The sequence below is a fragment of the Streptomyces diastatochromogenes genome (assembly GCF_002242805.1).
Lineage (GTDB): Bacteria > Actinomycetota > Actinomycetes > Streptomycetales > Streptomycetaceae > Streptomyces > Streptomyces diastatochromogenes.
The window spans coordinates 255661-269917 of the sequence record NZ_MCGQ01000008.1; the positions used below are offsets into that span (position 1 = coordinate 255661).

Consider the following 14257-nt stretch of genomic DNA (forward strand, 5'->3'; position numbering starts at 1 on the left):
GCAGTTGACCGGCCGGCCCTCCCCTCGGGGCAATCAATCGCCCGGCACCGAGCGGTCAACCACCGCACACCCGCCGGTACGGCACATTGCGCACGTACGTCCGCCACTGCTCCCGCGTCAGACCGCCGCCTCCCGCCCGCGCGCACACCGCCGCGACCGCCCGCGACGGAGCGATCGTGTACCGCTGGAGCGGCACGTGCGCGCTCCCCGCGTACAGCGTGCCGCTGTCGGCGCCGAAGGCCACGGTGTCGATCTCCTCGCCGGGCGTCGTCAGGAGACCGCCCAGTGGCTGCTGCGTGGCGATGTCCCACAGCTGCAGGCTCCCCGCCTCGCCGCCCACCGCGAGTGTCCTGCCGTCGGGGCTGACGGCGAGGGCGCTGACGGCCTCCGAGGTGTCGCCGAGGAGCACGTCGCCGCTGCCGTCCGGGAGTGCGGGGAAGACGCTGCGCAGGATTCCCGTCCGCTGCCCGAGTCCTCCGTCCCACAGCGCCACCCGGCCCGTCTGGTCCCCGGCGGCCATCAGCGAGCCGTCGGGGGCGAAGGCGAGGGCTCCGATCTCGTCGTTCCGGACCAGGTCGTGGGCCGTGACCTTGCCGGTGGGCAGGTCTGCGACGCGGTTGTCGCCGACCAGGAAGCGGCCGTCGGGGCCGATGGCCAGGTGGCTGCTGGCCAGGGACGGGAGGGCCCCCGTCCTGCGGTGGCCCACCGTGTCCCAGACCTCGTCGACCAGCTTGCCGTCGGCCGATGTGCGGGCGGCGTAAAGGGCGTCGGGGGCGAGGGCGATCGCGATCACCGCTCGGGGCGACGTCCTGGTGGCCAGGTCGAAGGTAGTACGCACACGGCTTCGGGTGACGTCCCAGATCGTGAGGGGCTGCCGGGACGTCTCGCTGCCGGGTGCCGAGACGCCGTAGGCGAGCGCCTTGCCGTCGGGGGTGAACGCCAGCAGCGCGAGGGTGTTCGGCGGGGACACCGGTGCGGAGGGGTCGGCGGAGACGGGCAGTTGCGGGGCGGGCAGGGTGCGCAGCAGCCGGCCGTCGCGGGTGTCGCGCAGGTCGACGCGGTAGTGGTCGCCGGTGCGCCGCGCGGTGGCGAGGGTGCGGCCGTCGGGGCTGAGCAGCGCCTTGTCCACCGCCTGGTCCTGCCAGTCCGGCGTGACGGCGGCCGAGACGTCCAGCGCGTGCACGGTGCCGCCCTCCAGGTACCGCAGGACCGGGCGGTCCGGATCCCAGGCCAGACCGCCGTACAGGTGCTGGTTGTTCAGGGAGTGCCGGAACACCGGGGCCTCGACGCCCAGCCGCCACACCCTGACCTCCTGGCCGTCGGCGGTGGCCAGGAACTTCCCGTCCCTGGTGAAGGCGAGGTACTGCACCCCCGGGTCCTGGAGGTCGGCCAGCTGCTGTCCCGACCGGACGTCCCAGACGCGCGTCCCGGTCGCGGTGACCGCGGCCAGCCGCTGCCCGCCGCCGAGCGTGAGCAGCGACCGGTCCTGGCCGCAGACGTCCCCGTTGCGTTCCCAGCGCCCGTGGACCGTGCGCCCGCCGCTGCCCAGGTCCCGCACCCGCGGTGCGCCGCCGGCGAGGGGGCAGGACGCGACCAGCCGGCCGTCCGCGCTCGGCGCCACCACCTCCGTACTCTCCGCCCGCGTGGCGAACAGCAGCTTTCCGTCCGAGGCCGAACGCACCCGCACCTCGGTGTCGTCGATGTCGGTCACGGCATAGCTGGTTCCGGTGAAGTCCACCAGGGAAGACGTCGGCAGCAAGTCACCGCTCCACCGCCCGGCGGCCGTGTCCCACAGCCGTACCCCGTCAGCCCCGTGGACCGCCAGCAGCCGCCCGTCGGGGCTCGCCGCCTCCACCCGGCCGTCCTCCGGCAGCCGCCCGGAGGCGAGGCGCCGGTGTGCGGCCACGTCCCAGGTCCGCCAGGTACGCCCCTCGACACTGAGCAGGGTGCGGCCTGAGCCGGTCAGGAAGCGCGAAGGGCCGTCGCCCGGCGACGGGTCGCTGAAGCTGTCCAGTTCCGGCTGGGCGAGGGAGCCAAGCAGCGCCCGCCGGGTCTCCGGCAGCCGGGCCACGCGCCAGGCGGCGACGCCCAGCAGTTGGGCGGCGCGTGGGTCGGTCGTGCGCAGGGCGTCCGCGACGGAGGCGATGCGGCGGGCCGCGTCCTCGGTGTTCCGGCGCCGGTTGTCCCGGCTCTGCGTCCAGGCGGCCAGACCGGCGACCAGCGCCACCACGACGACGGCCGACAGCGCGCCGATCGCGGCCCGTGCCCGGCGCGTGGAGCGGGCGGCGGCCCGGCGCTCGGCCTCGCGGGCGTCGAGCGCGGCGGTGAGGAACTCCCGTTCCGCCCTGGCCACGGCGGGGTCCCGCGCGTGGTCGGGGAAGAACTCCTCCGCGCGGGCCAGCCGGGTGCCCCGGTACAGGGTGCCGGGGTCGCGGTCGTGCTCCAGCCAGGTGCGGGTGGCCTCGTTCAGGGCCCGGTGGGTGCGCAGCCGCTCGCGGTCCTCGTCGATCCAGCCGAACAGCCGGGGCCAGCAGGAGATCAGCGCCTCGTGGGCGAGCTGGACGCCGTCCTCGTCGACGGTGAGCAGGCGGGCGCGGGCCAGCCGTTCCACCACCACCGTGACGTCGGGGTCGGTGCACTGGTCCAGCTCGGCCCGGGTGAGCGGGCGCCGGGTGTCGGGGGTGCCCCGGCCCGGCTCGACCAACCGCAGCAGCAGGCGTCGTGCGGTACCCCGCCGGGCCGGGTTCAGCTGCCCGTACACCTCCTCGGCGCTGGCCGCGATCGCGCCGCGCACCCCGCCCGTCGCCTCGTAGGCGGCCAGCGTCAGCAGGCGGCCCTTGCGCCGCCGCCAGGTCTCCAGCAGGGCGTGCGAGAGCATCGGCAGCCCGCCGGGCTGGTCGAGGACCTCCTCGACGATCCGCGCGGTCAACTCCCGCTCCACCAGGTGCCCGACGGCCTGCGCCGGTCCGACCACCGCCTCCCGCAGCTCGTCCGCGGTCATCGGGCCGACCAGGAGTCCGGCGCGGTGCAGGACGTCCGCGAGGTCGCGGTGCTCGGCGCACCGGGCGTAGAAGTCCGCGCGTACGGCGATCAGCACCTTGAGCCGGCTGTCCGGGTCCCGGGCGGCGAGCAGCAGGTCGATGAACCGCGCCCGCTCGGCCCGGTCCCGGCACAGGGTGAAGACTTCCTCGAACTGGTCGACCACCACCCAGCTCTCCGGCTCCCCGGCGGCCGGGGTCAGCAGGTGCCCGTACGTGGCCGCGGGACGGTCGCCGGGCGTGAGCACCCGCAGCACCGCAGGCCGCCCCCGGGCAGCGATCTCGTGCCGGAGGCGGGGTATCAACCCGGCCCGCAGCAGTGAGGACTTGCCGCTGCCGGACGCGCCGAACACCACCGCGAACCGGTGATCGCACACCAGGCGCCGCACCTCCTCCGCCAGCCGGTCGCGGCCGAAGAACAGCGCCTGGTCGGCCGGCTCGAACCGGGCCAGGCCCCGGTACGGGGGTGCGGTGTCGTCCGACACGGCGGCCGCCTCGGCCTCCTTCCAGCGCGGCTCCCACTCCCCGGGATCGCCCCCGCACGCCTGCACGTACCCGCGCAGGACCGCGAGCGAGGGCAGCCGCTCCCCGGCGGCCGCCTGGGACAGCGTGGTCGCGGAGAAGCCCGCGCTCTCGGCCATGCCCCGGTACGACGGGCTCCCCGCGGCCCGGCGCAGCTCCCGCAGTTCGTGTGCGAAGCGCTGGACGGGACCGGCGCCGGGATCGACGGGTCGCTCGGGACGCCCCATGACCTCACCTGCCTCGGGCTCGCTTGCTGTGGCTGTCCTACGGGCTTGCGGTGAAGTCAACGTAACGTCCGGACAAACGGCCGGGCGGCGGCTTCGCGGAACCGAAGGCCGAGCAGAACTGCCAAAGAAATCAGGGCAGTTCGTCAACCCCGGAGAAGGTTGTACGCGAGTGGCATATCTCACCACTCACCCCTGCATAGACGGCCACGCCGTTAATGTGTGCGATCCGGTGCAGCCGTGACGAGGGCAGATGCGCTTCGTCCGGGCGGGAGGGTGGGGAATGACGCTGGACGCGGAGGCGCGGCCGAAGAACCGGGGGCGGCACGGCGGTGGCGGCGGCCGCAGACGTGGCGGCACCGAACCGGACGCACCGCGCCCCAAGCGCCGGATACTGCGCTGGACGGCGGCCACCCTGGCCGTCGTCATACTCGGCACCGCGGGCGCGGGTTACCTCTACTACGAGCACCTCAACGCCAACATCAAGAAGGCCAAGCGGAACCTGGGCGACTCGGACGTCCCCGAGGCCACCCCGAACGCCGCCGGCCAGACGCCGCTGAACATCCTGATGATCGGCTCGGACAGCCGGAACACCGCGAAGGACCTGAAGCTCGGCGGGTCCAAGGCCGACGTGGGCCGCCCGCCGCTCGCGGACGTGCAGATGCTGCTGCACGTCTCGGCCGACCGCAGCAACATGTCCGTGATCAGCCTGCCGCGCGACACGATGATCCCGATCCCCAAGTGCAGCACCGACGAGAAGAAGTACGAGGCGCTCTCGCTGGCCATGGCGAACGAGTCGCTCGGCCGCGGCGGCCCGGGGTGCACCGTCGCCACCTGGCAGAGCCTCACCAAGATCCACATCGACCACTTCATGATGGTCGACTTCTCCGGCGTGGTCGACATGGCGGACGCCATCGGCGGCGTCCCGGTCTGCGTCCGGCAGAACGTCTACTCGCACACCTCCGACGGCCACGGCTCGGGCCTGAAGCTGAAGGAGGGCACCCACCCGGTCAAGGGCGAGCAGGCCCTGCAGTGGCTGCGCACCCGCTACGGCTTCGAGGACGGCACCGACGTCGCCCGCACCCACGCCCAGCACATGTACATCAACTCGATGGTCCGTCAGCTGCGCGCGAACGCGACGCTGGGCAACCCCACCGAGATGCGCCGGCTCGCGGAGGCCGCGACGAAGGCACTCACGGTCGACGACGGCCTCGGCACGGTCAAGAAGCTGTACGACCTCTCCCAGGAACTGCAGAAGGTCCCGACCAAGCGCATCACGATGACGACGCTGCCCACCGTGGAGTGGTCGCAGGACCACAACCGTCTTGTGCCCGCCACCGAGGACGCCGACCAGCTCATCTCCATGGTCCGCGACGACACCCCGCTGGACGGCCGCGGCGCCAAGCACAAGACGGAGCAGACGTCGAAGGACCCCGCGGCCCCCGCCGACGCCCTCGGGGTCCAGGTCCGCAACGGCACCGGGACGACCGCCCAGGCCCCGACACCCCAGCGGGCGAGCGCGGTCGCCCAGGTCCTGCAGGCCAAGGGGTTCACCCAGGCCAAGTCGGACATCACCGCCGCCACCGAGGCCAAGACCCTCCTCCTCTACCCCAGCGCCGACCTGGAGGGCGACGCCCAGGCCGTGGCCAAGGCGCTCGGCGTTCCCCTGAGCCAGGTGCGCAGGTCGACCGACGTCTCGGGCGTCACCCTGATCGTCGGCGCGGACTGGCGCACCGGCGACACCTACCCGAAGACGAAGAGCCCGACCAAGGCACCCGATTCGGCGGCCGTGCTGCCCGGGGACAAGGAGGACGCGTGCATGGAGGTGCAGAAGGGCTTCACGTGGGAGTGACCGCCCGGGATTGATTGCATTGATTGCCCTGATGGAAGGGGCTGCCGTTCAACTCCCCCGGCCGCCAGTCTCGGTGCCGCACACCCACCGAGTGACTGGAGTACCGGCATGTCCCAGGCAGTCAGAAGGAGCGCGCTCGTCGCGGTCAGTGCCGCCGCGCTGACCCTCGCCCTCACGGGGAGCGCCTCCGCGGGTCCCAACCTGACGAACCTGCCCGAGAGCGCGACCTCGTTCCAGAAGGCGTTCCAGCCCTACTTCGACTACGACTCCGACGGCTGCTTCCCCGCGGCCGCCATCGACATGTGGGGCAACCTGAACGGCGGCCTGAAGCCGACCGGTTCGCTCGGCGGCGGCTGCCGCACCGACCACCTGGGCAACGCCAACACCTACTCGCGGGCCAAGTGCAACAACGGCTGGTGCGGGATCATCTACACCCTGTACTTCGAGAAGGACCAGGCCGACCCCAGCGGCAGCGGCATCGGCGGCCACCGGCACGACTGGGAGTGCGCGGTGGTGTGGGTCAAGCAGGGCGCGGCCAAGCCCTCCTACCTGTCCGCCTCCCGGCACGGCGGCTTCAGCACCCACCCGGTCAACGAGGTGCCGATGGACTCCACCGGCGCCCACGTCGAGATCGTCTACCACAAGGACGGCGGGCTCACCCACGCCTTCCGCTTCGCCAAGTGGGGCGAGCGTCCGGAGGCCTGGGGCGACGGCGGCTGGGACCACCCGAACCTGGTCAGCTGGGACCACTACCCGAACAGCAAGGACCCCAGCAAGAACCTCCAGACCATCATGAACAACTCCGACTGGGGCAACGCCAACTTCCCCCTCCAGGACTCCAAGTTCAACGACACCCTGAACAAGGCCAAGCCGTCCGGCATCCCGTTCAACCCGTACGGCGCCGGCTGAGCCCGCCACACCGGCGGCCCCCGGCGAGGCACTCCCCCCTGCCCCGCCGGGGGCCTACCCTTGCCCCCGTGACCTCTCCCGCAGCGCGCACCGCTCTGGATCTCACCGACGGGCTCCCGGTCCCGGACCTGGAGGACTTCTACCGCGACCTGCACCGTCATCCCGAGCTGTCGCTGGAGGAGCACCGCACCGCCGGGAAGCTCGCCGGGCGGCTCAAGGAGGCCGGGTTCGAGACGGCCGAGGGGATCGGCGGGACCGGGGTCGCGGGGGTGCTGCGCAACGGCGACGGGCCGACGGTGCTGCTGCGCGCCGACCTGGACGCGCTGCCGGTGCAGGAGGAGACCGGGCTGCCGTACGCCTCCGAGGCGGACGGGGTGATGCACGCCTGCGGGCACGACCTGCACGTCACCTGGCTGGTGGGCGCGGCCGAGGCGCTGGCGGCCGGGCGGGAGACCTGGAACGGCACCCTGCTGGTGGTCGGCCAGCCCGCCGAGGAGACCGGGCAGGGCGCGGCCCGGATGGTCGCGGACGGGCTGTACGAGCGCTTCGGGCGCCCGGACGTGCTGCTCGGGCAGCACGCGGCCCCGGGACCGGCCGGCCTGTACCCGCACGCGCCCGGCCTGATCATGTCGGCGTCGACGGACGTGGACATCGTGGTGCACGGCCGGGGCGGCCACGGTTCGCGGCCCGAGTCGACCGTGGACCCGGTGGTGACCGCCGCCTACCTGGTCACCCGGCTGCAGACGGTCGTCTCCCGGGAGCTGGCCGCCCGCGAGGCCGCGGTGCTGACCGTGGGCCGTATCGAGGCGGGCACCCGGCACAACATCATCCCGTCCGAGGCGCGCATCGAGCTGAACCTGCGCACCCAGTCGGCGGAGGTGCGCGAGCGGATGCTGGCCGCGATCCGCCGGATCGCGCAGGGCGAGTGCCTGGCCGCCGGCTGTCCGCGCGAGCCCGAGATCACCCTCGGCAACACCTTCCCGGAGACGGTCAACGACGTCGGCACGGACACCGCGGTGGCCGCCGTGCACCGCGAGGTCTTCGGCGCGGCCGCGGTGTTCGACCCGGGCCCGGCGATGGGCAGCGAGGACTTCCCGCAGCTGGCGCTGGGCTCGATCCCGTACTCGTACTGGTTCGTGACGACCACTCCGGCCGAGGTGTGGGAACAGGCGCCGGGCGCGAGCTTCCCGGAGAAGTTCTCGGCCGTGCCGAGCAACCACAGCCCCCGCTTCGCGCCCGACCTGTCCACAGTTGCCCCGGGTGTGCGGACCCTGGTGTCGGGGGCGCTCGCCTTTTTGTCAGTGGCATGACTTAGTCTTCGCGGCCTAGTCTTCGCTCATCCGCCACGCACGGCACACAGGGGGCTCACACAACAGCCGTGCCGCGTGGCGCTCACCTCACTCATTCGTTCCGGGGGGTTCGAATCAGCGTGCGTATGCGCACCCTCACGACTGCCACCACCCTGGCGGTCCTCTTCAGCTCGGCGGCGCTCGCCGCCACTCCGGCGTCCGCCGACACCAGCAAGACCCTGCCGGTCAAGCAGACCGCCGACATCGTGGTCGACGGGGTCCACCAGCAGGTCTTCGTCAGCGACCCGAGCAACGGCAAGATCGTCGTCACCGACTACGCCGGCAACGTCGTCAAGCAGCTCACCACCAACCTGACCGGCGTCAGCGGCCTCGAACTGTCCGCCGACTCCGGCACGCTCTACGCGGCCGTACCGGGGCTCGACGCCATCGCGGTCATCGACACCGCCACCGACACCGAGACCACCCGGTACGACGTCGGTGCCGACCAGCCGCGCAGCGTCGCCCTCGCGGGCGGCAAGCTGTGGTTCGGCTACGGCGGCTCCGCCGCGGGCAACATCGGTTCCGTCGACCTCGCGAGCGAGCAGCACGAGGTCACCCTGGGCCTGGACAACGACTGGTCCAGCGCGCCGATCCTGGACGCGGCACCCGGCTCGAACGTCCTGGTCGGGGCGCAGACCGGCGACAGCTCCGGCAAGGTCGTCTCGTACGACGTCACGTCCGGCACGCCGAACCGGCTCGCCTCCACCAGCGCCGGCAACAGCACGAAGGACATCGCCGTCACGCCGAACGGCCAGGACGTCGTCGTGGCCAGCGGATACCCGTACCAGCACCCGGTGTTCAAGACCGCCGACCTCACGGCGGACGGCAGCTACGCCAGCGACACCTACCCGAACGCCGTGGCCATCGCCCCGGACGGGACGGTCGCGGCGGGCGTCGATGGCTGGTACAACCCGGACATCTTCGTCTACAAGCCGGGCGCCACCACGTCGGTGCGCGAGTACGACTTCCCGAACACGGGCCACACCAGCGGTTCCGACGAACTCGCCGACTCCGCCCTCGCCTGGTCGCCGGACGCCTCCCGCCTGTTCGCGGTGTCGTACAACAGCGACGGCGTCTACACCCTGCGCGTCCTGCAGGGGCCCACCCTCGCGGCCACCACGGTCACCGTGGACGCCCCGGCCGGCGCGGCCCGCGCCAAGCAGCTCACCGTCAAGGGCAAGGTCACCTCCAAGGTGGCCCTCCCGGCCGGCACCAAGCTGACCGTCACCCGCACCGACCTGGAGTCCCCGAACGGCAAGTCGCTGCCCTCGGTGGCCACCAAGGCGGACGGCACCTTCTCCTTCACCGACACCCCGCCGGCCGGCGGCAAGGTGAAGTACAAGGTGGCCTTCGCGGGCGACGCCGAGCACGCGGCGGGCTCCGGCACCGACACCGTGGACGTCTCCCGCGCCAAGCCGACGCTGACGATCAACAACAACGGCAAGGTCTACTCCTACGGCAAGGACGTGAAGTTCACGGCCCACCTGGGGACGACCTACAAGAACCGTACGGTGGAGATCTGGGCCGACCCGTTCGGCTCCGACAAGCCGAACAAGCTGGTGAAGTCCGGGAAGGTCAACTCCGACGGCAACCTGTCGGTCTGGCTGGATCTGAAGCGGGACACCAAGGTCACCGCGAAGTTCGCGGGCGACTCCCGCTACCAGCCCCGGTCGGCCTCCAGCACGGTCGGCGCCAAGGTGAGCGTGTCCACCTCGGTCAGCAACCACTACAAGGCGAAGAGTGCGTGGGGCCACACGTACTACTTCTTCCACAAGACGAAGAACCCGCTGATCACGACGAAGATGTCGTACTTCCCGGGCCGTCAGCAGAAGTTCGAGTTCGAGGTGTACTACCAGGGCCGGTGGTACCCCGGCGACCCCGCGTACTTCAAGCTGGGCACGGACGGTGTGTCCCGGGTGCAGATCACTGGCGACCACGGCGAGGACGTCGGCTGGCGCTTCCGGGTCCGCTCGTCGTACATCAACGGCTCCTCCGGTGACACCGTGAACTCCACGACGCACGGCGCCTGGAAGTACTTCACCTTCACCAGCTGAGGCCGCTGCCGGCCAAGGCCGCTACCGGACCGCCTGGAGCTGCCGCAGGTGCCGCTGGACGTTCTCCAGCGCGCCCTGCCGGCGGCCCGGCACCCGGAACCTCAACTCCGCGAGCGCGGGCCCGAGTTCACGGGCCCGCGCCGCGTCGTTGATACGCCCCCACTGATGATGGGCCCGGTCCACGGCCGCCTCCACGGCAGGCGCGTCCACCGCCTGCCCCGCGGCCAGCCGCACCCCCGCCACCCGCAGCCAGGCCCGGCAGCTGCCCACCGTGTCCCCCGCGAACATCGCGAGATCGGCGCGGACCTCGGCCCAGTGCAACGCCTCGTCGGAGGCGGGGCCGTAGGCACGTACGGCGGCCTGCTCATGCTGGGCGGCGAGCGCGTCGGCATCGGCGTGCCGCCCGGCCTGGACCGCGGCGCTGATGGCTGTGTGGGGGTCACCACTCGGTCGAGGTGCGGCGGTGAGCAGGATGTTCGTCGGTGCCTCGTCGGCGATCCGGGCCAGCGCCTGTTGGTGCAACTGCTCCAACGGCGGCCGGTGTCCGCTGCGCAAAAGCGTCGCCACCGCCTTCATGTACGACGGCTCGGCCAGACCCCGCCGACCGGAGGGGGGTGCGATACGGCCGTACACCGCGCTGGTGCGGCCCGAGTCGAGCGGCCGCTGGGCGAGGTGCTGCCAGGTCTCCGCATCCGCGTGCAGGTCGATGAAGAGCGCCGTGCTCCCCGCGGAACGCAGCCGCAGCTCCTCCCTGATCCAGTGCCACGGCAGGGCCGTGTAGCGGACGGTGGCCGGGGTCGTGCGGGCCAGGGCCAGGTGGGGCTGGTGCTGGCGGCGGTCCAGGTGGAGTTGCCCGGTGATGTACACGGTGAGCGGTCCGGGTGCGGCCGCGGCGGCGCGCAGCCGGGTGAGGACCGCCTGTGGCTCCAGCGGGTCGGCGAGTTCGACCACGTTCGCGGTGTCGGTGCCGGACAGCACGGCGGGGGCGACCGCGGCCAGCACGGGCAGCACCCCGGCCGCGTCCACCAGACGCCCCCGGCCCAGCGGCGAGGCCGCGAGCAGCAGCACGGTTCCGGGCATCGTCCCTCCCCTGTCGATCGCCCTACAGCCAGCACCGTAACCGCTGCGGCTGCAAAGGAGCGCCTCAGGACTGCAAACGTCCCTGTACGGGGTCTTCGCGCACCGCCCGCCGGACGGCGAAGACCGTGGTGTCGTCGTCCAGGTGACCGCCGCTGTGCCGCAGCACGCCGTCCCGGACCCCGCGCACCAGCCGCCGCGGCTCGGCCCGTCCCGGGTCGGCCTCTACCGCCCGGGCCACCTCCCGGGCCAGCGGGTAGAACTCCCCGGCGCCGTCCCGCGCCTCGGTCACCCCGTCGGTCACCATGAGCAGGGTCTCCGCGCACCCCAGCGGCACCCGGTGCAGCGGCGGGCGCTCGGCCACGAGGTCGCCGAGCCCGAGCGGCAGGCCGTCGCCGGAGGGCAGGGTGCGCACCCCGTCGGGTCCGACGGCGAGCGGGGGCTCGTGCCCGAAGTTGATCAGCTCGATCGTGCCCGGGGTGTCCTCCGGGAAGCCGAGCAGGACGGCGGTGGCGAAGCGGTCGCCGTCGTCCCGGCCGAGCGCGGTGGTGTGCCGGCGGTGCCGCACCATGCGCACCTCAAGACGTTCGGCGACGGTCGTCAGGTCCGCCTCGTGGTAGCCGGCCTCCCGGAAGGTGCCGAGCAGCGCGGCCGCCGTCTCCACCGCGCCCAGGCCCTTGCCCTGCACGTCCCCGACCAGGACGCGGGTGCCGTGCGGGCCCGGCTGGATGTCGTAGAAGTCGCCGCCGACCCGGGCGTCGACGTCCGCGGCCAGGTACACGCCCGCCTGCTCCAGGCCCGCCCAGACCGGCGGCAGCGGGCGCAGCACGGTACGGCGAGTGGTCTCGGCGATGTCCCGGATGTGCAGCATCTGCCGTTCCTGGCGCACCCGCACCGCGGAGGCCAGCACGGCGAGGAAACCACCGACGGCGACCAGGATGAAGTCCCCGAGTCCGGCCTGGGCCTGGCCCGGCCAGAGGCTGTCCACGACGACGTACGTCACCAGCGACAGCACGGCGAAGGCGGCCGTCCCCCACACCCCGCAGATCGCGGCGGCGATGCCGGGGACCAGGACGATCCAGGAGACGATCCGGAACCACTCGGTGGTGTTGATGTCCACCAGCACGATGCCGACGAGCAGCAGCAGCGGCGGCACCCAGGCGATGCTGTGGCCGCGGATCCGCAGCAACTGCCGCCGGCGCCGGTACTCCAGGTCCGTCACGGCGGGCAGCCCTCCAGGTCCGTCACAGGGATTCAGCGAAACACGGGAACATACGGGCCGCATCCGGGCACTCGTCACTCTTCCGGCCGACTTGCCAGGGCGTACCGGCAGGTGTGCTCTGGTAGGCGGGGGCGAGGAGAGAGAGGAGCGCTCTCATGGCGCAAGCGGCACCGGTGACCGGCGGCATGACCCGAGCCGGCCGTACTCCCGACGTTTTCAGCGAGCGCACCCACGCGGTCGCCAAGTACGCCGTTCCGATCGTGCTCGGGCTCATCTACGGGTACTGGGCCGCGGCCAACACTCGCTACGGCGGGCCCATCACCGGCTGGAACCTGCTGTTCGGCTTCGTGACCGCGATCGTGTTCGCGGCCGTCTGGATGGCTCTGGCCGCCCTCACCCCCCGCCTGCCGCGCGAGCTGCACGCGGCGCTGTGGGCCGCCTTCACGGGCATCGCGGTCGGCTTCCTGTACAGCCTGAGCGGCCGCGGCCACTCCGTCCTGGCGTCCACGGCCCTGGGCGTGGCGTTCGCCGTGGTCGTGGGCGGTGTGCTGTTCTACCGCTACTACACGCACGAGGACGCGGAAGGACATCGCATCCGCTGAGCAGCCGACCTTGCGGAACGCGCGTGGGCCCCGGCCGGAGACCGGCCGGGGCCCACGCACTCCCCTGTATCTCCCTCCTCACCAGCACCAGGAAACACCCGTTCGGACGAACCCTCCACCGGAGAGCGGAATCACCTGCTCCGCCAGAGGGCGCGGCCGTTCGGCTTGACTTTTCCCCCGAATGCAGGCATACCGGTCGCCCCCCGGGCCCCGCGGGCCTTGCCTGGAAGCGTGCCCCCACGCCTCAGGAGCGCCCTGTCGGCCGTACTGATCGCCCTGTCCTGCCTCCTCGTGCCGTTCGGCGCGCTGGCCGCCTGGGCGTCGTACGGGCTCGCCGACACGGGCCGGTACGTCACCACGATGGCCCCGCTCGCCGCCGACCCGGACGTGCGGGAAGCCGTGGCCAAGACGGTCGGGGACGGCATCCTGCGCGAGGTGGACCAGCGGATGGACGTCCGCGGGGTACGCGGCTCGGTCGCTCCGTTCGTGCACGACGCGGTGCGCTCCTTCACCCAGACCCGTGCCTTCCGGCTGGCCTGGAACACCGGCAACCGGGTCACGCACGACGCGATCCTGCGCGCCCTGCGCGCGGAGGACCCGGCCGAGGAGGCGGGCGAGCGCCCGGTCACCGTGGACCTCGCCCCCGTCACCGCCCAGGTCAAGCAGCAGCTCACCCACGACCACATTCCGCTCGCCGCCCGCATCCCGGTGGAGCACATCGCGGTCCCCGTGCTCCAGGCGGGCGAGGTGGGCCGGCTCAGGAAGGGATTCCACGTGCTCGAAGTCGCCGGCTTCTGGCTCCCGGTCGCGGCCGTCGTCTTCGCCGTCACCGGGATCGCCCTGGCCGTCCACCGCCGCCGCGCCGTCGCGGCGACCGCCCTGGGCACGGCCCTGGGCGGCGCCCTCCTCATCCTCGCCCTCACCCTCGGCCGCACCCTCACCCTCGCCGACCTGCCCGCCGACGTCCCCCACCCGGCCGCGGCCGCGATCTACGACGCCCTGACCGCCACCCTCCGCACAGCCTCCTGGCTCCTCCTGGCCCTGGGCCTCACGGTGGCCCTGACAGCCTGGCTGACCCGCCGCCTGCACCTACCGCGCCCCCAACGCCGCCGCCCGGACACCACACCCTCCACACCATCCCAGCCACCGACGCCTACCCGAGCCCGCGCCTGAGCCCGTGATCGCCCCGAGCCCGTCATCGAGCCCGAGCCTGAGCCCGTCATCGAGCCCGAGCCTGAGCCCTTGATCGAGCCGAGCCCGTGATCGAGCCGGAGCCGCCGACGGCCGAGGCACCCGACCCGCAAGCCGCCGACGGCGAGGACGCCCCACGGGGGCCACCCGCACCCGACGACGAAAGTGGTACGGGTGGTGCGGGTGGGAACGAAATCTCCGCCGAAGGCGAAGCCGA

9 protein-coding genes are annotated in these 14257 nt (G+C 72.6%); 6 read left to right on the forward strand and 3 right to left on the reverse strand.

The window, feature by feature from the left end:
- Window positions 1–55: 55 nt before the first annotated feature.
- Complete coding sequence (locus tag BEK98_RS09520; RefSeq protein WP_094215970.1) at window positions 56–3787, reverse strand: nSTAND1 domain-containing NTPase; 3732 nt, start codon at window positions 3785–3787, stop codon at window positions 56–58.
- Between the two features lie 280 nt (window positions 3788–4067).
- On the opposite strand from BEK98_RS09520, the gene BEK98_RS09525 reads away from it, so the two are divergent.
- The 4 genes from BEK98_RS09525 (at window position 4068) to BEK98_RS09540 (ending at window position 9948) form a co-directional block, all read left to right on the forward strand.
- Window positions 4068–5636 (forward strand): LCP family protein, encoded by a 1569-nt coding sequence (locus BEK98_RS09525; protein ID WP_094215971.1) that lies wholly within the window; start codon window positions 4068–4070, stop codon window positions 5634–5636.
- 108 nt (window positions 5637–5744) lie between these two features.
- Window positions 5745–6545 (forward strand): NPP1 family protein, encoded by an 801-nt coding sequence (locus BEK98_RS09530; protein WP_094215972.1) that lies wholly within the window; start codon window positions 5745–5747, stop codon window positions 6543–6545.
- A 68-nt stretch (window positions 6546–6613) separates the two neighbouring features.
- Window positions 6614–7855: an amidohydrolase gene (locus tag BEK98_RS09535; RefSeq protein ID WP_094215973.1), complete on the forward strand. Its 1242-nt coding sequence runs from the start codon at window positions 6614–6616 to the stop codon at window positions 7853–7855.
- Between the two features lie 125 nt (window positions 7856–7980).
- Entirely contained in the window at window positions 7981–9948 is a 1968-nt protein-coding gene (locus tag BEK98_RS09540) for an Ig-like domain repeat protein (protein WP_425276599.1), read from the forward strand.
- 21 nt (window positions 9949–9969) lie between these two features.
- Here BEK98_RS09540 and BEK98_RS09545 read toward each other — a convergent pair whose 3' ends face one another.
- Together BEK98_RS09545 and BEK98_RS09550 are read right to left on the reverse strand one after the other, a co-directional pair.
- Window positions 9970–11028 carry a hypothetical protein gene (locus BEK98_RS09545; RefSeq protein ID WP_094215975.1) on the reverse strand — a complete coding sequence of 353 codons (1059 nt, stop codon included), beginning with the start codon at window positions 11026–11028 and terminating at the stop codon, window positions 9970–9972.
- 64 nt (window positions 11029–11092) lie between these two features.
- Entirely contained in the window at window positions 11093–12310 is a 1218-nt protein-coding gene (locus tag BEK98_RS09550; protein WP_208643059.1) for a PP2C family protein-serine/threonine phosphatase, read from the reverse strand.
- A gap of 92 nt (window positions 12311–12402) precedes the next feature.
- Between BEK98_RS09550 and BEK98_RS09555 the strand changes: the two genes are divergently transcribed.
- Window positions 12403–12849, forward strand: a complete 447-nt coding sequence (locus BEK98_RS09555) for a hypothetical protein (protein WP_094215977.1) — start codon at window positions 12403–12405, stop codon at window positions 12847–12849.
- A 231-nt stretch (window positions 12850–13080) separates the two neighbouring features.
- Window positions 13081–14022, forward strand: a complete 942-nt coding sequence (locus tag BEK98_RS09560; RefSeq protein ID WP_094215978.1) for a hypothetical protein — start codon at window positions 13081–13083, stop codon at window positions 14020–14022.
- The last annotated feature ends 235 nt before the right edge of the window (window positions 14023–14257 follow it).

Excerpts from the sequence above, each read along its gene's own strand:
- BEK98_RS09520 (WP_094215970.1), bottom strand. The coding sequence starts at position 3,787 with ATGGGGCGTCCCGAGCGACCCGTCGATCCCGGCGCCGGTCCCGTCCAG.
- BEK98_RS09555 (WP_094215977.1), top strand. The coding sequence starts at position 12,403 with ATGGCGCAAGCGGCACCGGTGACCGGCGGCATGACCCGAGCCGGCCGT.
- BEK98_RS09545 (WP_094215975.1), bottom strand. The coding sequence starts at position 11,028 with ATGCCCGGAACCGTGCTGCTGCTCGCGGCCTCGCCGCTGGGCCGGGGG.
- BEK98_RS09525 (WP_094215971.1), top strand. The coding sequence starts at position 4,068 with ATGACGCTGGACGCGGAGGCGCGGCCGAAGAACCGGGGGCGGCACGGC.
- BEK98_RS09530 (WP_094215972.1), top strand. The coding sequence starts at position 5,745 with ATGTCCCAGGCAGTCAGAAGGAGCGCGCTCGTCGCGGTCAGTGCCGCC.
- BEK98_RS09540 (WP_425276599.1), top strand. The coding sequence starts at position 7,981 with ATGCGCACCCTCACGACTGCCACCACCCTGGCGGTCCTCTTCAGCTCG.
- BEK98_RS09550 (WP_208643059.1), bottom strand. The coding sequence starts at position 12,310 with ATGCGGCCCGTATGTTCCCGTGTTTCGCTGAATCCCTGTGACGGACCT.